Origin of the sequence: Trichococcus collinsii (genome assembly GCF_900107505.1) — a bacterium.
Lineage (GTDB): Bacteria > Bacillota > Bacilli > Lactobacillales > Aerococcaceae > Trichococcus > Trichococcus collinsii.
Map to the genome: position 1 here is coordinate 182558 of NZ_FNQH01000002.1, position 21656 is coordinate 204213.

The 21656-nt window shown below is 46.2% G+C and carries 22 protein-coding genes; 6 read left to right on the top strand and 16 right to left on the bottom strand.

The window, feature by feature from the left end; genetic code table 11:
- Window positions 1-3: 3 nt before the first annotated feature.
- The 3 genes from BLV66_RS05175 to murB form a co-directional block, all read right to left on the bottom strand.
- Window positions 4-1092 carry an ABC transporter ATP-binding protein gene (locus BLV66_RS05175; protein ID WP_086987496.1) on the bottom strand — a complete coding sequence of 363 codons (1089 nt, stop codon included), beginning with the start codon at window positions 1090-1092 and terminating at the stop codon, window positions 4-6.
- A 199-nt stretch (window positions 1093-1291) separates the two neighbouring features.
- A complete protein-coding gene (locus tag BLV66_RS05180; protein WP_086987495.1) occupies window positions 1292-2995 on the bottom strand; it encodes an ABC transporter ATP-binding protein in 1704 nt (567 codons plus the stop codon).
- An 88-nt stretch (window positions 2996-3083) separates the two neighbouring features.
- Window positions 3084-3998 carry a UDP-N-acetylmuramate dehydrogenase gene (gene murB / locus BLV66_RS05185; protein ID WP_086987494.1) on the bottom strand — a complete coding sequence of 305 codons (915 nt, stop codon included), beginning with the start codon at window positions 3996-3998 and terminating at the stop codon, window positions 3084-3086.
- Window positions 3999-4321: 323 nt separating this feature from the next.
- Between murB and BLV66_RS05190 the strand changes: the two genes are divergently transcribed.
- The 3 genes from BLV66_RS05190 to BLV66_RS05200 are packed head-to-tail and all read left to right on the top strand — an operon-like array spanning window position 4322 to window position 6178.
- Window positions 4322-4570, top strand: coding sequence for a hypothetical protein (locus BLV66_RS05190; RefSeq protein WP_086987493.1), 249 nt, complete (start codon window positions 4322-4324; stop codon window positions 4568-4570).
- A 16-nt stretch (window positions 4571-4586) separates the two neighbouring features.
- Window positions 4587-5348: an exodeoxyribonuclease III gene (locus tag BLV66_RS05195; protein WP_086987492.1), complete on the top strand. Its 762-nt coding sequence runs from the start codon at window positions 4587-4589 to the stop codon at window positions 5346-5348.
- A gap of 44 nt (window positions 5349-5392) precedes the next feature.
- On the top strand, window positions 5393-6178 hold the full coding sequence (locus BLV66_RS05200; protein ID WP_086987491.1) for an SDR family oxidoreductase: 786 nt from the start codon (window positions 5393-5395) through the stop codon (window positions 6176-6178).
- Between the two features lie 121 nt (window positions 6179-6299).
- On the opposite strand, the gene BLV66_RS05205 is transcribed toward BLV66_RS05200, so the two are convergent.
- The 6 genes from BLV66_RS05205 to pta all read right to left on the bottom strand — a co-directional run bounded on the left by BLV66_RS05205 (window position 6300) and on the right by pta (window position 11556).
- A complete protein-coding gene (locus tag BLV66_RS05205) occupies window positions 6300-6944 on the bottom strand; it encodes a dienelactone hydrolase family protein (RefSeq protein ID WP_086987490.1) in 645 nt (214 codons plus the stop codon).
- Window positions 6937-7590 carry a phosphoribosyltransferase gene (locus BLV66_RS05210; RefSeq protein WP_086987489.1) on the bottom strand — a complete coding sequence of 218 codons (654 nt, stop codon included), beginning with the start codon at window positions 7588-7590 and terminating at the stop codon, window positions 6937-6939. The genes BLV66_RS05205 and BLV66_RS05210 overlap by 8 nt, the downstream gene beginning before the upstream one ends.
- Before the next feature lie 182 nt (window positions 7591-7772).
- Window positions 7773-8741: a metal ABC transporter substrate-binding protein gene (locus BLV66_RS05215; RefSeq protein ID WP_218131800.1), complete on the bottom strand. Its 969-nt coding sequence runs from the start codon at window positions 8739-8741 to the stop codon at window positions 7773-7775.
- Window positions 8742-9412: 671 nt separating this feature from the next.
- A complete protein-coding gene (locus BLV66_RS05220) occupies window positions 9413-9943 on the bottom strand; it encodes a GNAT family N-acetyltransferase (RefSeq protein WP_086627158.1) in 531 nt (176 codons plus the stop codon).
- Between the two features lies 1 nt (window position 9944).
- The gene (gene tsaE / locus BLV66_RS05225; protein ID WP_086987488.1) at window positions 9945-10427 is read right to left on the bottom strand and encodes a tRNA (adenosine(37)-N6)-threonylcarbamoyltransferase complex ATPase subunit type 1 TsaE; all 483 of its coding nucleotides are present in this window, start codon (window positions 10425-10427) and stop codon (window positions 9945-9947) included.
- Window positions 10428-10581: 154 nt separating this feature from the next.
- The gene (gene pta / locus BLV66_RS05230) at window positions 10582-11556 is read right to left on the bottom strand and encodes a phosphate acetyltransferase (protein ID WP_086987487.1); all 975 of its coding nucleotides are present in this window, start codon (window positions 11554-11556) and stop codon (window positions 10582-10584) included.
- Between the two features lie 224 nt (window positions 11557-11780).
- On the opposite strand from pta, the gene BLV66_RS05235 reads away from it, so the two are divergent.
- Window positions 11781-12269, top strand: a complete 489-nt coding sequence (locus BLV66_RS05235) for a glutathione peroxidase (protein WP_086987486.1) — start codon at window positions 11781-11783, stop codon at window positions 12267-12269.
- Between the two features lie 67 nt (window positions 12270-12336).
- Here the strand turns inward: BLV66_RS05235 and BLV66_RS05240 are convergent, their stop codons facing one another.
- On the bottom strand, window positions 12337-13836 hold the full coding sequence (locus BLV66_RS05240) for a gluconokinase (protein ID WP_086987485.1): 1500 nt from the start codon (window positions 13834-13836) through the stop codon (window positions 12337-12339).
- Window positions 13837-14040: 204 nt separating this feature from the next.
- Here BLV66_RS05240 and BLV66_RS05245 point away from each other — a divergent pair, with 204 nt between their 5' ends.
- Window positions 14041-14817, top strand: a complete 777-nt coding sequence (locus tag BLV66_RS05245; protein ID WP_086987484.1) for a PHP domain-containing protein — start codon at window positions 14041-14043, stop codon at window positions 14815-14817.
- 38 nt (window positions 14818-14855) lie between these two features.
- The gene (locus BLV66_RS05250) at window positions 14856-15674 is read left to right on the top strand and encodes a chromate transporter (RefSeq protein WP_086987483.1); all 819 of its coding nucleotides are present in this window, start codon (window positions 14856-14858) and stop codon (window positions 15672-15674) included.
- A 62-nt stretch (window positions 15675-15736) separates the two neighbouring features.
- Here the strand turns inward: BLV66_RS05250 and BLV66_RS05255 are convergent, their stop codons facing one another.
- The 6 genes from BLV66_RS05255 to nrdF all read right to left on the bottom strand — a co-directional run bounded on the left by BLV66_RS05255 (window position 15737) and on the right by nrdF (window position 21598).
- The gene (locus BLV66_RS05255) at window positions 15737-16753 is read right to left on the bottom strand and encodes an ABC transporter ATP-binding protein (RefSeq protein ID WP_086987482.1); all 1017 of its coding nucleotides are present in this window, start codon (window positions 16751-16753) and stop codon (window positions 15737-15739) included.
- A gap of 35 nt (window positions 16754-16788) precedes the next feature.
- Window positions 16789-17604 (bottom strand): ABC transporter permease, encoded by an 816-nt coding sequence (locus BLV66_RS05260; protein ID WP_086987481.1) that lies wholly within the window; start codon window positions 17602-17604, stop codon window positions 16789-16791.
- Window positions 17605-17607: 3 nt separating this feature from the next.
- Window positions 17608-18453, bottom strand: a complete 846-nt coding sequence (locus BLV66_RS05265; RefSeq protein ID WP_086987480.1) for an ABC transporter permease — start codon at window positions 18451-18453, stop codon at window positions 17608-17610.
- Window positions 18440-19288, bottom strand: coding sequence for an alkaline phosphatase family protein (locus BLV66_RS05270; RefSeq protein ID WP_086987479.1), 849 nt, complete (start codon window positions 19286-19288; stop codon window positions 18440-18442). The genes BLV66_RS05265 and BLV66_RS05270 overlap by 14 nt, the downstream gene beginning before the upstream one ends.
- 15 nt (window positions 19289-19303) lie before the next feature.
- Entirely contained in the window at window positions 19304-20416 is a 1113-nt protein-coding gene (locus BLV66_RS05275; RefSeq protein ID WP_086987478.1) for an ABC transporter substrate-binding protein, read from the bottom strand.
- A 216-nt stretch (window positions 20417-20632) separates the two neighbouring features.
- Window positions 20633-21598 (bottom strand): class 1b ribonucleoside-diphosphate reductase subunit beta, encoded by a 966-nt coding sequence (gene nrdF / locus BLV66_RS05280; protein ID WP_086987477.1) that lies wholly within the window; start codon window positions 21596-21598, stop codon window positions 20633-20635.
- Window positions 21599-21656 lie beyond the last annotated feature (58 nt).

Consider the following 21656-nt stretch of genomic DNA (forward strand, 5'->3'; position numbering starts at 1 on the left):
CCCCTACTCTTCATAGCTTTCGAGACGGGCATCGAACTCTTCTTCGGATTCGCCCAGACGCATGACATGGATATCCTGCGGACCGAAATGGAGCCCGACATCCTTACCGATTTCCGCGCGCTTGGTGGAATGGATCATCCACTCGTTGCCATCCTTGTCGTAGCCGATGATCTCGTAGTGGACGCCGCGGAACAGCTGCGTATCGATATTCACGACCAATTTTCCATTTTCGACAGTCGTCAGTTCCAGATCTTCCGGTCGGATGACGATTTCGATTTTTTCACCCGGCGTGATCCCGGCATCGGAACATTCAAACTCCTTGCCTACGAAGCTGACTTTATAGTCCTCAACCATCGTCCCCGGAACGATATTGCTTTCGCCAATAAAATCCGCGACGAAACGGTCGATCGGCTCATCATAAATATCCACAGGAGTGCCGCTCTGGACAATCGCACCTTTGTTCATGACGAAAATCCAATCGCTCATGGCCAACGCCTCTTCCTGATCGTGCGTAACAAAAATAAAGGTGATACCAAGGCGTTGCTGCAACTCCCTCAGCTCGTATTGCATGTCCGTGCGCAGCTTCAAGTCCAAAGCAGACAACGGCTCGTCCAACAGCAGCACATCCGGTTCGTTTACGATTGCCCGCGCGATTGCGACACGCTGTTGCTGCCCGCCTGACATTTCGCTGATTTCACGGTTTTCATAGCCCTCAAGTTGAACCATTTTCAGGGCTTCCTCCACTTTCAGCTTGACCTGATCCTTAGGCATTTTCTTGATAGTCAGCCCGAATGCGATATTATCGAAAACATTCATGTGGGGGAACAACGCGTAGTCTTGAAAAACGGTATTGACCTTGCGTCGGTTCGCCGGTATATCATTCACGGTTTCGCCATTGATTTTGATGATGCCTTCCGTTGCGTCCGCGAACCCCGCGATCAAACGCAGAATCGTCGTTTTTCCGCATCCGGATGGTCCCAAAAGGGTATAGAATTTGCCTTTTTCAAGCTCAAAGTTAATATCGTGCAACACAGTTTCATCATCGTATACTTTTTTTACATTCTCCAAAGTAATGATCGGTTTGTCAGTCATTTTCTCCCGCCTTTATCGTTTATTTATGGGCGCTGAACGTTGACACCGATTGCGGATAGACAATCGGATATTCACTCATCACTATCATGTTAGCACAAAACACTATTATTATATAAGAAGTCGCACCTTTTCCAAAAAAATCCCGAACAAAAAACGCCAGAAATGATCATTCCGGCGTTTGGAACTTATATGGATTTCATCAGAAGAGACGGGCGGCCCGATCATAGTAGACGAATTTTTCTGTAAAGGAATACGGATCGGTCATTCCGATTTGATTAGCGAAGGTGAACAAGGTGGTCTCTTTCAATGAGGCGAGCTGGATCAGCCTCGGATTGATGAGGACAAAAGCGGAACTCGTATCAGCCACGATTTTCCCTTTGGCCATGACCACTGCTCTGCGGGTATATTCCAGCATCAGGTGCATGTCATGTGTTACGATCACGACGGTCACACCGTTCTGATGGATCCGCTGGAGGAAATGCATGATGTCTTTGTAATGACTAAAGTCTTGCCCGGCAGCAGGCTCATCCAAGATGATCAACTCCGGATCCAGCGCCAAAACGGCTGCAATCGACACCCGTTTCAGTTGGCCGAAACTCAGCATAGATAACGGCAAGTCTTTGATGTATTGCAGTCCGCAGACTTTCGCAACTTCATCGACTTTCCTTTGGATCTCTTCTTTTGGCATGTTGCGCTGTTTCAGTTTCAAAGCAATCTCTTCATACACGGTTTCCTGTGAGAGGCTGTCTTTCGGATTCTGCGGGACGTAGCCGACATAGTTTTCCGCTTCATCCGCATCAATGTTGCTGACCTCGTTGCCTTTCCAATAGATGTGGCCACTCTGCGGTTTCTCTTCACCGGTCATCAAACGGGAAAGCGTTGATTTGCCGGCGCCGTTTGCTCCGACAAGGCTAATCATTTCACCTTTGTAGATGCGGAGAAAGGCACCGTCGACGATGTCTTTGTCATTCCAAGGGTATTTGAACGATAAGCCATCCAGCTCCAGAAGCACTTCATCATAATCGGGGTACCTAAATTGCGGGAGATAATTCAGCCAACTCTCCATCTGTTCCTTTAATTGCGGGCCGTTCACTTTCTTTACGTTCGCCAATTCCCGGACATTATCCAGATCGACTCCAGCATAGCGCATAGCCGTGATGTATAGTGGTTCCCGGATGCCGATATCGCTCAAGATTTCGGTGCGGAGGATTTCCTCCGGCGTAGCATCTGCAATGATTCGCCCACCGGAAAACAACAGGATACGATCGATCGTTTGCGCCAAGACATCTTCCAACCTATGTTCAATGATAAGTACGGTCGTGTCGCTGACGCGATGCAGATCATCAATGAATTTCATTGCCAAATCTCCGGAACTAGGGTCCAGATTGGCCAATGGTTCATCGAATAAAATCAAAGGTTTGCCATCCAAGGAAATGCCGGCCATCGTGATATCCCCCAACTGCTGTTCCGACAATTTCATGAAACTGCGCTTGAGATAAGGGCGTTTCTTCAAAAAATCATGCCAATTATCCATTTTTTTCACATCATCCGCTGTACGAAAGGGGACGTGTTGCTTCGCTCCAAATTTCCCCATCTGTTCCGCGTGGGGAATCAGACTATTTTTGACCAGTTTCATTTCATTCGGAAGAAAATCTTCAAAGGGGGCAAGGGTTTGGTCGACCTGATGGTGAAAGAGGATGTTTCCACTCGCATCGCCGTTCTCTTCACTCGGCAATACGCCTGTAAGGCAGCGGGCAAAGGTAGTTTTCCCGGAGCCGCTAGGACCGAGCACAAGTATTTTTTCTCCTTCGTAGATGGTGACATTCAGTTCTTCTAATGTCGGTTCCTTTTGATCTGAATAAGTGAAACTAAAGTTCTGAAAAGATATCAGTGGTCTTCGCATGGGCTATCCTCCTTCATTATATTCAATAAATAATAAATAGGTGCTATTCAAAAAAGAGCTGAATGTTCACACCCAGCCTTCTTTTCACCTATACGCTTCCCACTGTATCTTCCCCGATGATCCGGACTTCTGTTTCCAATGGTACGCCATAACGCTCCATTATGACTGTTTTAATGTGTGCAATCAGTTCAATGTAATCGGTCGCTGTAGCTTTGTTGATGTTCACGATGAAACCTGCATGCTTCATCGATACCTGTGCCCCGCCCCAAATCAAACCTTGCAGGCCAGCTTCCTGAATCAATTTACCCGTGAAATACCCGGGCGGTCGTTTAAAGACGCTACCGCATGAAGGATATTCCAACGGCTGCTTCGATTCGCGCAAAGCAGTCAATTCGTCCATTCGCATTTTGATTGCTTCTTGCTTGCCTTTTTCCAGATGAAAAACGACTTCCAGAACGATTTCATTCGTTTCCTGCAGCTTGCTGTGGCGATAGGAAAACTCGAGTTCATTTTTTTCATATGTTTTGATTTTGCCTTCGCGTGTGATTACCACTGCGGATTCGATGACTTCTTCGACTTCACCGTCATATGCTCCGGCATTCATGTAGACCGCTCCGCCGACGCTGCCAGGAATGCCGCATGCGAATTCCAAGCCGCTCAACCGCTCAGCCAAGGCCATCCGTGAAGCGTCAATCAGACGTGCGCCACTCTGGACGATCAATCGTTGGCGTTTCACTTCCATGTGGTCCATTTCTGTCAGTATCATCACGATGCCACGGATTCCGCCATCCTTGATGATGACATTGCTGGAATTACCCAAAACGGTCAAAGGCACCTGTTTTTCATTTACCCATGCAACAATTGCCGCAATTTCACCTTTGGTTTTCGGAAAGACCAGCACATCTGCCGGGCCACCCGTTTTTGTGTATGTATAATATGATAAATTTTCATTCTCTTTAACGATCGTTTCAGGAAACTGTTGTTTTATTTCCGTCCCCAACATGCATTTCACCCACTAATTTTATTTATGTAGTCCATTCTAACATCACTTGATGCGGATTTGTATCAAATAAGTAAGCGGCAGCAGTTAATTATATTAATTTAATCATTTGTTAATCATATTTTAATAAAAAACGACACCGCACCTGTTCATGCTATTTTAACACAAGTTTATGAAAAAATTTACAATTTAATGAATTTGAAATACCTTTGTTAGATAGAAGGAAACCATTTTCGTTTTTGGGCGCGAATTCAGTCTTCTTCCTTGCGATCCGAAAGCATAGATATGGTAAAATATTACAGATAACAGAAAAAGGAGGCTGCTCCATGCAACCGAAACAAACCAGAAACGGAATCACATTCACATTATTGTCCATTCTTTATCCTCTTTACCTCTTCACTACCAAGGACCCCGGCTCTGTATCCACTACCTCGTTGGTATTGGCGCTGTTTTTGCCGATCGTCGGAACGATTTTTGCGCTCAACATTCCAGAGCCGAAAATGAAGTGGACACTGGCCGCCATCAATCTGCTCATCTTCATACTGTTCCTTTACTATATGATCGCGTTGCGCTAAGGCAGGTGAACATAAAATGGATCTAAAATTTGTCTCATGGAACGTCAATGGCTTGCGGGCCATAGTAAACAAGAATTTTGCGGATATCTTTTCGGACTTCGATGCCGATTTCTTCTGCCTGCAGGAAACGAAATTGCAGGAAGGCCAGATTGATCTTGCGTTCCCCGGGTATGAGTCCTATTGGAATTATGCGGATCGCAAAGGCTATTCCGGAACGGCCATCTTCACAAAGCACACACCGCTTTCTGTCAAGTTGGGCATAGGCGACGCCGAATACGATTCGGAAGGCCGTGTCATAACCTTGGAGTATGCTGACTTTTACCTAGTCACGGTTTACACCCCCAACTCACAGGAACAACTGAAGCGATTGGATTACCGGATGGATTGGGAGACAGCCTTTCTGGCTTTTCTAAAAGGCCTTGAAACAGAAAAACCGGTCGTCGTCTGCGGCGATCTGAACGTTGCCCACGAAAACATCGATCTGAAGAATTGGAAAACAAACCGCAAGAATGCGGGATTTTCGGACGAAGAACGCGCCAAGTTCAGCGACGTTGTCGCCAACGGATTCATCGATACTTTCCGCCACTTCCATCCGGATGCGGAAGGAAGATATTCTTGGTGGAGCTATCGCTTCAACGCGCGCAAAAACAATGCCGGGTGGAGGATCGACTACTTCCTGGTGTCGGAAGCTTTGAAAGATGCTTTGGTCGACGCGGATATCCATGAAAATATCTTCGGCAGCGATCATTGCCCCGTATCGCTGAAGCTATCACTTTAATAGGCGGAATAATTGAATCATCAATCAGTCAGGAGGAATGGCATATGGATTTTCAAAATCGTGTGGTTGTGGTGACCGGCGGAGCGAACGGCATTGGCCGTGCCACAGTTGAATCATTTTTGACTGCGGGTGCTGCTGTCGCGTTCGTTGACACAGATCAGGAAGCCGGCGAAAAGATCGTTTCCCGTTTCGAAGCGAACGACGTTTATTTCCATCATGGGGACATTGCGGAGGAAACTGCCTTACACGCTTTCGCGGAAACAGTCACCCAGCGCTTCGGAAAAGTCGATTATCTGGTGAACAACGCCTGCATCAGTAAAAAGGGGATCCTGTCGGAATGTTCCTATCAGGACTTCAATTATGTTTTGGCTTTGGGCGTCACAGCGCCATACTTATTGACGAGTTTGCTTTTGCCGGTGTTCACAGCTGACGCTTCGGTCGTGAACATCGCATCCAGCCGCGGTTTCATGTCGCAAGAGGACACCGAAAGTTATTCGGCTGCTAAAGGCGGCATATTGGCATTGACGCATGCGCTCAGCATTTCATTGTCCGGAAAAGCCCGCGTCAATTCCATCAGCCCCGGCTGGATCGACACGGGTTCCTTCCATAAAGATGAAGACTATCAGCCTGACTACGAAGCCGCGGATCTCCTTCAGCATCCTGTAGGCCGTGTAGGCGTACCAAGTGACATCGTGCAGATGATCCACTTCCTCTGCAGTGACGCAACAAGCTTCATAACCGGGCAGAATTTTACTGTCGACGGCGGAATGTCCAAACTGATGATTTACCACAACGAACACGGCTGGACCTACACACCTGAATCCAAGTAATCGACATTATTGAGAGCAGGTGCAAGCTGAAGTTCTCATAAAAAAATAAGCAGGACGCCCTTCGAAATGAAAGGTATTCTGCTTATTTTTGCTATCCAGTCTGAAATTACACATGCCAGCCTTATTTCTCTGGAAACTGCTTCACAAACCATTGCGCAGCCAACTCGGCAACCTTTTCAAGGGTACCAGCTTCTTCGAAAAGATGGGTGGCTCCCGGAATGATGGCCATTTCCTTCTCGCAGTTCAACAACGCATAGGCTTGCTCATTCAATTCAATCACTTCGTCATCATAGCCGCCCACCAACAACAGTGTCGGAGCTGTGACCTTTGCCAGATAGGCTTTTGCCAAATCCGGACGTCCGCCCCGAGATACGATGGCCTTGATTTCATCGCCTAACACTGCAGATGATTGCAAAGCGGCAGCCGCGCCGGTGCTGGATCCGAAATACCCGATTGATAACTGTTTTGTTTCATCCTGCTGCTTTACCCAGTTTTCAGCAAGAGTCAACCGTTGGGCTAACAAATCGATGTCGAAACGTTTGTCGGTCCATTCGCTCTCCGCCTCCGTCAACAGATCCAGCAACAAAGTAGCTAAACCGTGAGCCCTCAACACACTGGCTACATATTTGTTGCGTACACTGTGTCGGCTGCTCCCGCTGCCATGGGCAAAAATGACGAGCCCTTTCGCGTCTTTGTGCAAAGCCAAATCGCCGTTCAATAGGACACCATCGCCAGTTATCTGAACTGCTTTTTCTGGATCACTCATCTGCCTTCCCCTCCTTCACATGCATGCTTCGGAGCAATGAAACGACTTCCGCGTCGTCGAGCTGATCGAAATGGATATAATAGGCGCCCACCGCTCCGAGATAGTCATCCGTCCGCTCCAAAGCGACGACTGCATCCACCATTTGGTCCAACTTTTTCGCGGTATCCTCCGGCGTGACCGGGATAGCCACGATAATGCGTTTCGGCTTCCGCTTTTTGAGGGCCGCTATCGAGGCGAACATCGTGAAACCTGTCGCGATACCGTCATCCACGATGATGGCCGTTTTGCCTTCCAATGATTGGATGTTCGCTGCTCCGACATACGTTTCTCTACGCCGTTTGATTTCCTGGCGCAGGCGCTTCAGCTCCCATTCCAACCAATTCTTATCCAACACCCCATGCTCGCCCGGATTGAAGATTGGGTCCGCATCCTCCGTAATGGCGCCGATGGCATACTCAGGATTGAACGGGTGTCCGATTTTTTTCGTGATGAGCAGATCAAGCGGTGCCGCCAATTTCTTGGCGATTTCCACGCCCAAAGGCACTCCCCCTCGCGGCAAAGCAAATACGACAATGTCTTTTCCGCGGTATTTCTCCAAAGCTTCTGCCAGCAGCATGCCGGCCTCTTTCCGATCTTTAAAAAGCATAACGTTCCCTCCTTGTCCGACAATACCTTCCCATTGACTGAAATAAGTGCGAGCTGTTCGACTGAAATTATGCATGGGTCAACTGTTTTCTCAACTAAGTCATTTTGCGATTGTTCGGTTGTCTCATCTCAACCAAATCATAGCACGCAAACGTCACAAGGAGGAACAATAACACTTCTGGATCAGTTGATGCTTTTCTTCAATGCTGCAAGATTTTCCTGCATCACGGAAATATAATCCACACCCTGCTCCTGGTCTTCTTCAGTAATCCCTTCCAGAGGACTCAATACAGCCAATTCCACACCAACCTCTTCAGCAAGTGTCTCTGCAGTCTGTGAAGAAGCATTGTTTTCAAAATAGATGTGCGAAATATTGTTCGCTTTCACGTAGTCGGATAGTGTCGCCAGGGCAGCCGCGCTTGGCTCACTTTCGGCATTCAGACCCGTTACAGAGATCTGATCAAGTTCATAGCGGGCCGCCAAGTAAGCGAAGGCCGCATGCTGTGTCACGAAAGTACGATTTTTCGCTCCCTCAAAAGCATCACGGTACGCTGCATCCAATTCGTTTAGTTGTCCGATATACGTTCCGGCATTCTTCAGATAATTTTCAGCATGATCCGCGTCTGCATCTGCCAATCCTTCCGCAATCGTCGTAACCTCTTTTTGGGCGAGCACAGGGTCCAACCAAACATGTGGATCGACAGTATGGGTATGTCCTGTATCTGTATCTTCTCCCTCGGACTCGTGGTCATGCGCGTGGGCCTCGCCTTCGTATTCCAACAAGGTGATCGCTTCGCTTGCACAAATAACCACCATATCCGAAGTGTCGATGGAAGCGAGCACACCGGGCACCCACGTCTCCATTTCAGGGCTATTGTAAATGAACACATCTGCATCCTGGATTTCCGCAATCATTTGGCTCGAAGGCTCAAAGGAATGTACTTCCATTCCGGCTTCCAAAAGCAGGCTCACGTCGGCATCGTCTTGGGCGACTTGTTTCGTAAAGTCGTACATAGGATAAAAGGTCGTGACGACTTGTAGCTTGTCCGAGCCTGTATTTTCTGTTGTGCTCTCGGCTGTTCCACAACCAGCCAATAGTGCTACTGCCCCTAATAGTGACAACGCCCACTTCATACGCTTTTTTTGATTCATATATTTTTCCCTCCGCCTTCTCTTTGTTGACTATCCGAAATCGAATAATAAATTCTCGTCACAAATCGTAACGATTACGTTTTAAAGGATAACGTAAAGAGTGAGCGGATGCAAGCATTTTGTGTCCAATAATTTATTTCTTCATAATATACAAATTTCGTACACAACAAAATACGATTGCTACCAAACACCAAAATAAAAAGGAAGTGCTCCAAAAATCGGAACACTTCCTCCTAAATCAGTAGCCTCATCCTCGCTTCATTGATTGTTCAATCTTAATAATCTATGAACTTTTCAATACTGGTTATGCTTGTTTTTTAGGCAAGTCATGCAAGCTTTCGCTTCCAGTTGCTTAAATGAAATCTACTGTTTATTAATCTTAGAATGGTTCAAGTTTTCGTGGCTTAGAAATGCATCTAGGACACAAATTCCGAACCATCTAAGACTTTGCATTAACAGCTTAACTTTAAAGCTGTTAACCGGAAAATCTTTTTGAAGGATTTTCCTGAAAGAGTCGCATACTCTTTTTTTGATTCTTTGTGTTGCTTTGTATGTCTCTCTTTGTATAGTTATAATAACATGTAAGCGTTATCAAGTCAAGTGAAAAATGACGACTTTAACAAAAAAATTTTAATTTTTTTCCACTTGAAAGGTCAATCCTTACGTTCATGCTAGTCGATCATCAAACTCATCAATACGCCGTCGATAAATTCTCCATCGATCAGCATGGCACGCGGCATCACTGCTTCTTGTTGGTAACCCATTTTTTCATAGAGATGGATGGCCCTTTCGTTTTCGCCGTGGACCGTCAGCTCCAAACGGCGGATTACACCACTCTCGATTGCCCAGGTTTCAATTTCTTCCATCAGGACTGATCCAATCCCGAATCCCCAATAATCTTTTTCGACGGTGATACCGACTTCCCCTACATGCCTAAGCTTTGGCTTATCAGTTGCCCCGACAGATGCCAAGCCAATCAATTGCTTGTTATTTATCGTCGCAATCAGCATCACATTATTGTCTTTCTCCATTAAATCTTCCAGATACAATTCTTCGAAGGCTTCGGACAATTCCAAGCCTTCAGCCCCATATGCCAAATATGGCGTTTCGGCACCTGTTTTTCTGCTGAAGGCGATGATGTCTTTTGCATCTGCCGGGATGGCTTCCCGGATCATGATTTCGACTTTTTCTCTTTTGCGCATGCTATTTTCCTTCTTTCATGAGTATACCCTGTAATGTTTCGACCAAAGAATTATAACGTTCGCCCGTCGGGAGAAAAGTGATTTCCCGGTTTTCATAAAATTCCCCAGTAGGGACCAAGCTTATCGTCAAATATGCATCCGGCAATTCCTCTTCGATGAATTTTGCCCATTCGATAACGGAAACACCATTGCCGAAGAGATATTCTTCGAAACCCAGATCATCTCCGCCGACATCCTCCAAGCGATAAACATCCATGTGGTACAACGGCAGCCTGCCTTTTGTGTACTCCCTGATCAAAGTATATGTGGGGCTTTTTATGACAGTGTCAATACCCAGCCCCTTCGCGAGGCCTTTTGTAAAGGTAGTTTTGCCAGCACCTAAATTCCCCTCAAGGAGGATGACATCTTTCGGTTCTAAAAGTTGGGCCAATTGCGCGGCTATCTCCATCGTTTCTTCTTCATTCTTTGCTAGTAAGGTGAACATTCTGAATCTGCCCCCATCTTCACCAATTTATTTTATTCCATTCCTTATTATAGGAACATTCACTCCGGAATGCACCTTTTTTCTGCGTATAGCACATTTTTGAGCACAATAAAAAATGGAAAACCGGATTTGATCCAGGCTTTCCATTGTTTTATTAATCAAGTAATGTTTGATTTGCTGTTATGATGGCTGTTTTGTAGACATCTTCTTCATTACAACCGCGTGACAAATCGGAAATCGGTTTGTTCAAGCCTTGCAAGATCGGGCCTACTGCTTCGAACCCGCCGAAACGTTGTGCGATTTTGTAGCCGATGTTACCTGATTGGATTTCAGGGAAAATGAATACTTTAGCTTTTCCGGCAACTGTTGAGCCAGGTGCTTTTTGTTTAGCGACCACTTCAGAAAAAGCAGCATCGAATTGCAATTCGCCGTCGATGTTGTATTGAGGAGCCAATTCTTTTGCGATTCTGGTTGCTTCCACGACTTTGTCGACTTCCGGTGATGCAGCTGAACCTTTTGTTGAGAAGCTCATCAAAGCAACGTTTGGTTGGATTTCGAACATTTCAGCTGTTTTAGCACTTTCAACAGCGATTTCAGCAAGTTCTTGTGCATTTGGATTGATGTTGATTGCGCAGTCAGCGAACAGGAATCTTTCAGTACCACGGAGCATGATGAAAGCACCGCTTGTGCGGCTTACGCCTGGCTTTGTTTTGATGATTTGAAGCGCAGGACGGACAGTATCACCTGTAGAGTGAACAGCACCGCTCACCAGACCATCGGCTAAACCCATGTGTACCATCATTGTTCCGAAATAATTTTCATCCAACAACAACTGTCTCGCTTGTTCTTCAGTGATTTTACCGTTACGGCGAGTGACAAAAGATGCAACCATTTCATCGAGTTCAGCATAATCAGCTGGGTCGATGATTTTGATGCCATTCAGTCTGAATCCGCGGCCTTTTGCAGCTTCTTTAACTGCATCCACATTTCCGATAACGATTGGTTCAACTAAATCTTCCGCTTTAAGACGAACGACTGCCCCTAAAATTCTTGGTTCTAAGCCTTCCGGGAAAACGATTTTTATTTTTTTTCCTACGATTTTTTGGCTTAAGCCTTCAAACATGTCCAAAAAAAATCCCTCCAGATTCGATTTATAATACTCAACTATCATACAGCAAACAAGAATAAAAAAACAGTCATTTATGGAAATTACTGTTACAATTTCATCATTTCTCATCAAACTGTCATATCTCCTTCAATTTTGACGCGGGCATTTATTTTGCAATCCTTTACATTGTTGTTTATACTATGTTTCAGCACCTATAAGTAGCATAACCAAAGGAGTCCTTCATTATGTCCATTTATGAATATTCAGCAACTAAAACAGATCAGTCATCTGTATCATTGGAACAATACAAAGGCAAAGTCATCTGCATCGTCAATACAGCTTCTAAGTGCGGGTTAGTGGGTCAATTGGATGAACTGGAAGAACTTTACGAAAAATACAAAGACCAGAATTTTATCGTTTTGGGATTTCCATCCAACCAATTCAATAACCAAGAACCATTGAACGGCACTGAAGCAGCTGAATTCTGCCGACTCAATTACGGCGTCACTTTTCCGATTTTCGATAAGATAGAAGTGAACGGAGACAATGCAGATCCGCTCTACAAATATTTGGTCGAGCAGACCGGTGGCGGCGCCATCAAGTGGAATTTCACTAAATTCCTGATCGGCCGCGACGGCGAAATCATCAAACGATTTGCCCCGATCACCTCACCAAGGAAAATGACAAAGCTAATTGAAAGCGCCTTGGAGCAACCAGTAACGAGTGACGAGTAACGAGCAGACAAAAGAAAAGACATAACCTCTGATTTTCAGTGGCTATGTCTTTTCTTTTGCTTCGATTTTATTTTTGTGTATAGAACTCCTGCAAAAGCTTACTCATCTCTTGATAACGTGGGAACATCGCTGCATAGACAGACTTACTCTCTTCGTTCGGTTGATGTTCGATTGAGGCGCCCATCATTTCCTCCGCGTCATCCACGGATTCCAACAATCCCAAGCTCTTCAGCGTGATCAAAGCGGCACCTGTACAGGAACTTTCGAATGTTTCCGGGAATTCGATCGGCATGCCGATGACATCCGTCAAGATTTGACGCCAAACCTGGGCGCGCGAAAAGCCTCCGCTGGCCATAATTTTTGTTGGCTCGCCGTTCATAGGGATGACTGCCGCAAGCACATCCTTCAGATTCAGGCAGATGCCCTCCAAAACGGAGCGCAAAAAATGTTCTTTTGTATGCAGCATGTTGATACCGCTGAAATTTCCTCTGGCATCTGCATTCCATAGAGGCGCCCGTTCTCCATTAAGATACGGATGAAAAACCAACCCATCCGCTCCCGGCGCAACATTTGAGATTATCTCCATTGCTTTGTCATAAAGATCTTCATCAGCAATGTTCATCGGCATAAATTGTTTGATGGCCCAGTCAAAAATGTTTCCGCCGTTGTTGACGGCTCCACCGTTCACATAATGGTTTTCGTCCAAAATATAACTGAAGGTTCGTCCTTCTGGGCTTACATAAGGCTTATCGCTCGTCATCCGGACAGCACCACTCGTACCGATTGTGATTGTCGCCGTACCCGCACGAATCGCTCCCATTCCCAAATTGGCTAAACAGCCGTCATTCCCTCCAACAATAAAAGGGATATCTGCAGCAAGCCCCAGCAACTCTGCCACTTCTTCCGAGAGTCCGCTCAGTTGGTGACTAGGACTTACCGGCAATGGCAGCATTTGACTCGTGATGCCGCAGAATTCAAGAATTTCCTCATCCCAACGGAATTCCCTGATATTGAACAAGCCGGTGGCCGATGCAACGGAATAATCCACAACGAATTCACCGAACAAGCGCCAAAGAATGTATTCCTTGATGCCGATGAACCAGCGCGCTGCTTGGAACAGGTCGGGATTCTCCGCCCTCAGCCAGAGAATTTTGTTCAATGGAGACATTGGGTGCAACGGTGTACCTGTTTTTTCATAAAAACGCTGGCCCACTTCGGAATGTTTCAGCATGCTTGCATATTTTTTGGAACGATTATCAGCCCAAGTGATGCTCCTCGTCAACGGCATTCCTTCCGCATCCATGAGGATCAAGCTGTGCATAGCACTCGAAAAGCCGATGCCGGCAATATCCGTTGGGCCCAAGTCCGCCTTCGCTATGACTGCTTTTATCGTTTTCAATACGGCAGAAAAGATCTCATCCAAGTCTTGTTCCGCCATTTCAGAATTCTCTTTAATCAATGGATAATGCGCATACGCTGATTCATAAGCAGAGCCATCCGTTTCGTACAGTACGGCTTTTGTGCTTGTGGTACCGACATCCACTCCCATGACATATCGTGCTGCCAAATTAATAACCACCAATCCAAAAAAATTTAACTTATTTTCACGACCTTCATCATTATAGCAAAATTCCACTAGTATGGGGGCAAATTTTTTGATAACCTTTTTTTATTTTGCCTTCGATCGTTTACATTTTCTTAACGCAAACTTTTCTGGATATCCACCGCTGTCTGCTATACTGATGACATCTACGCACAAGGAGGAATGATTTTGGGATACTACGATCAGCATATGCACACGCACTTTTCGCCCGATTCTGCGGAATCTTTTGAAAATTATCTAGAGCAAACAGAGGGTTTACTTGTCACAACTGAGCACCTGGATTTCCATGATGCCTACAATGGCGGTGCGGATACCGTCTTGGATTATGCCGCTTACTCCGAAAAAATAGATGCACTGAACGCAATCCATGATGGCCGCATCCGCCGAGGCATCGAAGTCGGCTACACACCGGAATCCCATGCACAGATTATGTCCTACCTGGAAGGAAAAACGTTTGATGTCATCCTGTTGAGCGTCCACCAAAATGGGCGCTATGATTACTTGCAGCCGATAATCGACGAAATGGATCCCAAAGCGGTCATGCGGGAATATTTCGGACTCTGCACAGAAGCTGTTCACAAATTGGATGGCGCAAATGTTTTCTCGCACTTTGATTACGGAATCCGTCGTCTGCCGGTCACACTAGTCGACTTGCGGGAATTTGAGCCTCACCTAAAGCAACTGCTCAATGCAATCCTTGCGAAAGAAATGGCGCTGGAATTGAATACCCGCAGTATGTATGAATACCAAAATGCAGACCTGTACCGCTACCTGATCGGCCTCTATATTGAAATGGGAGGAACACGCTTCAGTATTGGTTCGGATGCCCACAGCATCCACAAGTACCGTTACCATTTCGACGATGCGATCGCTCTTTTGCGCGAGTTCGGAGTAACAGGATTGACTCAATTCAAAGACCGTATTGCCTACATTGAGCCTATCTGAACCTGCTGCACACTACATTTTTTAACTTGAGGAAAACGATGACTTATCCTAAAGAAATCTATAAGGAAATCTGCTTTGTTTTCGCTCGTCTGGGCCTGTTTGCCTTCGGTGGTCCGGCTGCGCACATCGCCATGATGGAGGACGAACTGGTGACGAAGCGCAAATGGCTCACAAAAACGGATTTCATGGACCTGATTGGATTCACGAATCTGATTCCGGGTCCAAACTCGACGGAGCTGGCGATTGCCTTGGGCTACAAACACGGCGGAAAAATCGGGCTGTTTTTAGCGGGCATCTGTTTCATTTTCCCTGCCATGACGATTGTCCTCTTGCTGGCCATGTTCTACAAGCAATACGGCGAAGTGCCGCTCATCGAAGCTATCTTCATTGGCATCAAACCGGTCATCCTTGCGGTCATAATCCAGGCCCTATTCCGTCTGGGGCAAACGACGATCAAGGGTACCAAGTCGCTGCTGTTGTTCTTGGCAGCCTACCTACTGTCACTTATGGGCGTTGGCGAAATCACAATCCTCATCCTGTCCGGATTGACAATGTTGCTGCCGCAGCAGTTAGTCAAATGGCGCTCGCTTCATCTCGCTGTCGAACCCATGTCGCTTACGGTTTTGTTCCTGACCTTTTTGAAGATTGGGTCGGTCCTGTATGGAAGTGGCTATGTCCTGTTGGCTTTTCTGCAGGCGGAATTCATCGACCGCTACGCTGCGCTGACCAGTGCCCAGTTGCTGCATGCTGTCGCAATCGGCCAGTTCCCCCCCGGCCCTGTCTTCACGACGGCAACTTTCGTGGGCTATCTGATCATCATGGGCGGCTTCATCGGGTGGCTGGTTACAATATTTTGAATACAGCGTCCACACAAAAAGACCCTCTTCACGGCTCAATAAAGCCAGTGGAGAGGGTCTTTTCAAAACTCCAAAATATTTCGCTTTTCCACTTTAAGAAAGACTTGCTCTCCTTTATCAAGCAGATTGAAGGTACGGTAAAGATGATCTGCGCGCAGCGCGACACCTTGATCTGTTTGGATCACATAGGACAAAATGTTTCCGCTGATCGTTTCATCGACCACAGTCCCTTTGAAATAAAGATGGTCATCTGTCTGAAGCTGCGGTTCCTTGAAATATTCGATGGCCTCCGGACGGATAGCCACTTGACTTGCCTGCGTTTTTTGCTGGGTCATTTTTGAAAAGTCGGAGCTGTTCAACAAATTGTAATTGCCGATGAACGAAGCTACAAAATGCGTTTCTGGATGCGTGTATATTTCGGTCGGTGTTCCCGACTGCTCTATTTTTCCGGAAGCCATGACATGAATGACATCCGACATCAGCATCGCCTCATCCTGATCATGTGTGACAAAGATCGTTGTGATATGCAAAGCTTTCTGGATACGTCGGATCTGCTTTTGGAGATTCTTCCGTAGTAATGCATCAATAGCAGACAGGGGTTCATCGAGCAGCAACACCTTCGGCTCAGTCACAATGGCGCGTGCCAAAGCTACCCGCTGCTTTTGACCGCCTGACAATTGCATCGGATAATGGTTCTCTTTCCCTGATAGGTCAACGAGGTCGATAATACTGGCGACTTTTTCCTTGATGACACTCTGCTTCATTTTCTGCATCTTCAATCCGAATGCAATGTTTTCCGCTACATTCATATTGGGGAACAACGAGTATTGTTGAAAAACCATACCGATATTCCGCTTTCCTGGCGGCAAATCCGTCACATTCTGACCATTGATGTGGATACTTCCTGCGTCAATGCTTTCAAAACCGGCTAGCGAACGCAGTAAGGTTGATTTTCCGCAACCGGATGGGCCCAGCAATGTAACTAAATCGCCTTCGTTCACCTCCAGATTGAGATCTTTCAACACTAAATTTTCGCCGTCATATGATTTTCTGATATTTTCGAATTCTATATATGCCATTATTTCTCCTCTATACTTAACAAAACGTGAAGCTATCACTCCATTTTTGTATTTGTTTTCGCTTTTTTTGTCTCTTTCGATCCCAAATAACCCGCCAAGTTCGTCAAAATCAGCATAATGCCGAAGATGACAACGGAAATTGCGCTAGCTGCATGCCCTGATACGCTTCTGGTTTTATCCAGGAAGATGCTGGTTGTTTCATAGTAGCTTCCTGCAATGATATTCACCAAGACGAAATCGCTGAAGAGAATGCCTATTGAGAGCAGAATCGTCGCAACCAACCCTTTCAACACGCTGGGTACGATGATCCAGAAATAGGCATACAGCTTACTGGCGCCCAGCGTTTCTGCAGCCTCCAAAATCGGCATGACCTCCAGCGTGGTCAAAGCATTTTTGATGCCTTGGTACATGTAGGGCAGGATGACGATCCCATAAGCACAGCTCAATAAAAAAATGCGGTTCGACAAAAAGGTGTTCGAGGAGGCATAAAGCGAAATGATCGAGACAGCAAGGATGACGCCTTGAATACCGTAAGGGATTTTTGACAACAGGTCCAAATATTTATCGCCTTTCGGATAATGAATCTGCACAACATACATCGCCAACAAAAGGAGCACTAACAGAACAAGCGTCGGTATGATCGCAATCAGTAGTGTCCTGCCTACTGCGCCTGACATCCCGCCTGCCCCCGCAAAAATGTCAGCATAGAAATCAAAGGTGAATCCTTCCGGGATGATATTGCTCAAATCCCTGAACAAAGAATTCAACAGCGTCACAAACAGCGGCAACAGCAAAATCACGGAAAGGATAACGATGATGAATGAAGAAAAGGCATTGCTTCGTTTCTTCATTTTTTACACACCCTTTCTGAATTTCTTTAACAGGCTGTTGCTTAAGACTGTCATCGTGCTCATCAATACGAGCATCACAATCGACAAGGCACTTCCCAGTTCCACTTGTTGAACGACATCACCCGTGAACATGGCAGAAATCCGGATCGGCACTAAGGCATAATTGTTCCCGAGCAGAGCATACGGTGTCGCATAGGCTGCCAGCGCATTTGAAAAGAGGACGGACAAGGTTCCGAAAATGCTGGGCAATAACAATGGGAGGCCGATTTTTGACCAGAATTGCCAAGTCGTCGCGTTCATCAGACTTGCCGCTTCCTTATATTCGGTCTTGATGCCATCAAATGAGGGATAGAGCAATAAGGTAGCCAATGGAATCTGGAAGTATATGAAAGTGATAAGGATCCCCGATGTAGTATATAAATCGTAGTTGTTCAAACCAGACAAGTTCCATCTTTCCCCCAATGTTGTCAGAATCCCTGAATTCCCAAGCAAAAGAATGAAGGCAAAAGCCAACACGATTCCTTGGAAGTTTGAGGTCATATTCAATATCGTGATGTAGAATTTTTTCATTCTATCGCCCACAGTATGGATGGCATAGGCGCCCAGGAGCGCAATTGCAATCCCGATAAATGCAGACAGCAAGGCAACGAATACGCTGTTCTGGATGGACATCACGTAATAGTCACTCGTAAAAATGATCATAAAATTACTAAGCGTAATGCCACCTGTTCCGGGTTCCAAGAAACTGTTGATGAAGATGTTGGCTAATGGCATCAATTCAAAGAGGAGGATCAATAGTGCGAATGGCAACAACAATATGAGGTACTTGCGTTTTTCATTTTTTTGCATCGCCTGATCCTCTTTTCATAAGGATTCCCTGAACTGCCTGCATGCGATCTCCAGCCGGAATGCCCAGCAAATTGCATAGGAACGGTGCTATTTCCAACTGAGGCACAATGATGCCTTCTTTGCGGAAGTCCTTGATGATAGCTTTGTCCGAAAATAAATAAAGCGGGACAAGCCGATCTTCATTCGAGATGCCATTATGGGTGTGATAGTCATTCATCCCATGATCGGATGTGACCACAATCTGATGGCCTTCGCTCATCCATCTCCAGATGTACTGGGAGAGTTCAGCATCAACGCGAACGGTCGCTTGTACATACTCTTTGCTGCCGGCACCGAATTTATGTCCTGCATCATCGATGTTCATCGAATGGATCAGCGTATAATCCGTCCCCTTCTTTCTTATCAAGTACTCGCCATCCGCAATCAGATGACTATCCGGGTAATGATCTTCGTGATAAAAAATACCATGCTCTATAAGAGCATTCGTATCCAACTGGATTCTGTCCTCCATCACTTGAAATGGAGAACGATTATACAGCTCGCTCACCCAGTAGTAACTGGCAGCCCCCGTTTTGAGCCCATGTTCCTTTGCAATCTCAAAAATGCTCCGCTCTTTGGAACGACGGACGGTACGATTCGAGGTGATGCCATTTTCGGCAGCTGGCACTCCCGTTTGCAAGACTTCATACAAAGGCCTTGATTGTGCAGGCATCTCCGATTTAACGGTATAAGCAGCCATTATTCCTTTTTCGACCAGATGCTCCAAGAAACCCATATGGTTATGGGCTGTCTTGGCATTCAATCCGTCCAATACTACAAAAATAACTTTATCCACTGTATTCAACCTCAATTATTTCACTTTCGTCAATACTTCTTCTTGCCATCTTTGCCCTAGACTAGCTGCAGCCTCTTCCCATGCATCGTAATCGGAGACCGGTTGCGCCCCAACATATTGCTCTTCCGGAAGCAAGATATCCTGCACTTCTTGCGGCAATTCGACATTATCGCGGATAGGTCGTGCATAGCCTTTTGCCAAATTGATCTGCCCTTCATCAGAAAGGATGTACTCACGGGCTAGTGCTGCCGCATGCGGGTTAGGGGCTGTAGCGTTGATGACTGTGGCGTACCCGCTTTGGATTGTTCCGTCCTGTGGAATGGTCACTTCAAAACTGGCATTTGGATTGGTGGCGGCAACTTGATTCGCATAATTCAGTGCGTTGAAGTCCCAAAACAACCCGACTTCGATTTCGCCTGATTCCAAACGCGCCAATGATGTATCGCCCAAGTCCAATCTGCCTTGTTCAGCCAGTTGTGCAAAGAAAGCAATACCGGGATCCAAATTGGTTTCGTCTCCGCCATGTGCGATGGCTGCAGCCAATACCGCATTTTGTGCTTGGGTAGCGGCATTTACGTCACCAATCGTGACTTTATAATCGCCTGCCAGAATATCGGCAAAACTGGTCGGTGCATCCGTCACTTTTTCGGAATTGGTGATGAACGCCAATGTTCCATAATAACCGACGATCCAATCGCCATCGTCATCCTTGGCCCATTCCGGGATATCATCCCAATACGATGTTTTATAAGCCAACGTCAAACCATCCGCTTCTGCAACAGGCCCGAATGATTGCCCGACATCGCCGATATCCTTCGTTGGGTTGTTCTGTTCTGCTTTGAATAAGGCCAATTCTTCGGCTGAACTCATATCAGTATCTCCGTGTGTAATGCTATATGTCGTTTCGAGTTCTTCCCAGGTCTCTCCCCAGTTCGCCCATGTATCCGGCATCCCTACTGATTCCACATGGCCTTCTTCTTTGGCTTGTGTTTCAATTTCACTCAATGTCATTGCGTTCAGATCGACTTCCGCCTCAGCAGTCGTCGCTGCTTCTGTTCCACATGCGCTTAAAATTAGCACACTGCTTAAGGCCAAACTTGCAAACAATCTTTTGTTGGACAATCTCATTTTATTCTCTCCTTTATTTGTGAACAATGGTTTCATTGTTTTTCATTACGTATTTGACTACAAATAAATACTAACAAATGGTTGTAAAGAACAGTTGGATTCGTTGTTAACCTTTTGTAAATGGCAATGAAACCATACGGCTACCGCCTTTTTGAAGAAAAATTTCGTGAAAGCAAAGAGGCTGCCTCAAAAGAGACAGCCCCGTGTTTCTATATGTCAGTCAATCCATTTAACGTAATCTTCGTCTTCCATCGCTTCGACGGCACCCAACAGGTAGCCGTTCCCGACTTGCGAGAAGAAATCATGGTTGCTGGTTCCGGTCGAAATACCGTTCATGACGATTGGATTCACATCGTCAGCCGTGTCCGGGAACAACGGATCGAAGCCCAGATTCTGTAGCGCTTTGTTCGCGTTGTAGCGGATGAACACTTTGACGCGCTCCGTCCAGCCCAGCTCGTCATAGATGTATTGCGTATATTTCACTTCGTTGTTGTACAGTTCGTACGTCAGCATATAGACCCAATTCTTCATTTCTTCCTGTTCCGTTTCGGACATTTGGTTGTATGCGATCTGGAATTTGTAGCCGATATACGTGCCGTGGACCGATTCATCGCGCAGAATCAGTTTGATGATTTCCGCCACGTTTGGCAATTTATTGTTGCCGAGATACCAAAGTGGTGCGTAGAATCCCGAATAGAACAAGAAAGACTCCAGCAGCACGCTGGCCGCTTTCTTTTCCAGCTGATTCCCGGTCTTGTAGATATCGTTGATCAAACTGGCTTTGCGTTGGATGAATTCATTGCTGTTGGTCCAGTTGAAGATATCATCGATTTCAGTCTTTGTGTTCAGCGTGCTGAAGATCGATGAGTAACTTTTCGCGTGGACCGATTCCATGAACTGGATATTGTTCAATACCGCTTCCTCGTGTTGCGTCCTCATATCTTCCTTCATTGCGGCGATGCCATCCTGCGATTGCAGCGTGTCCAGTAGCGTCAATCCGCCGAACACTTTTCCCAACATATCCTGCTCGGGTTTGCTGAGGGTGCGCCAGTCGTCCAAATCATTGGACAACGGGATCCGCGTATCCAGCCAAAATTGTTCCGTCAATTTTTCCCATGTCAACTTGTCCAGCATGTCTTCGATGCTATTCCAGTTGATTGCTATATAAGGCTTGTTTGCCATCCTTCATTCCTCCGTTAGACTTTCCGATTATTGCATGACGGGTAATCAAATACAATTG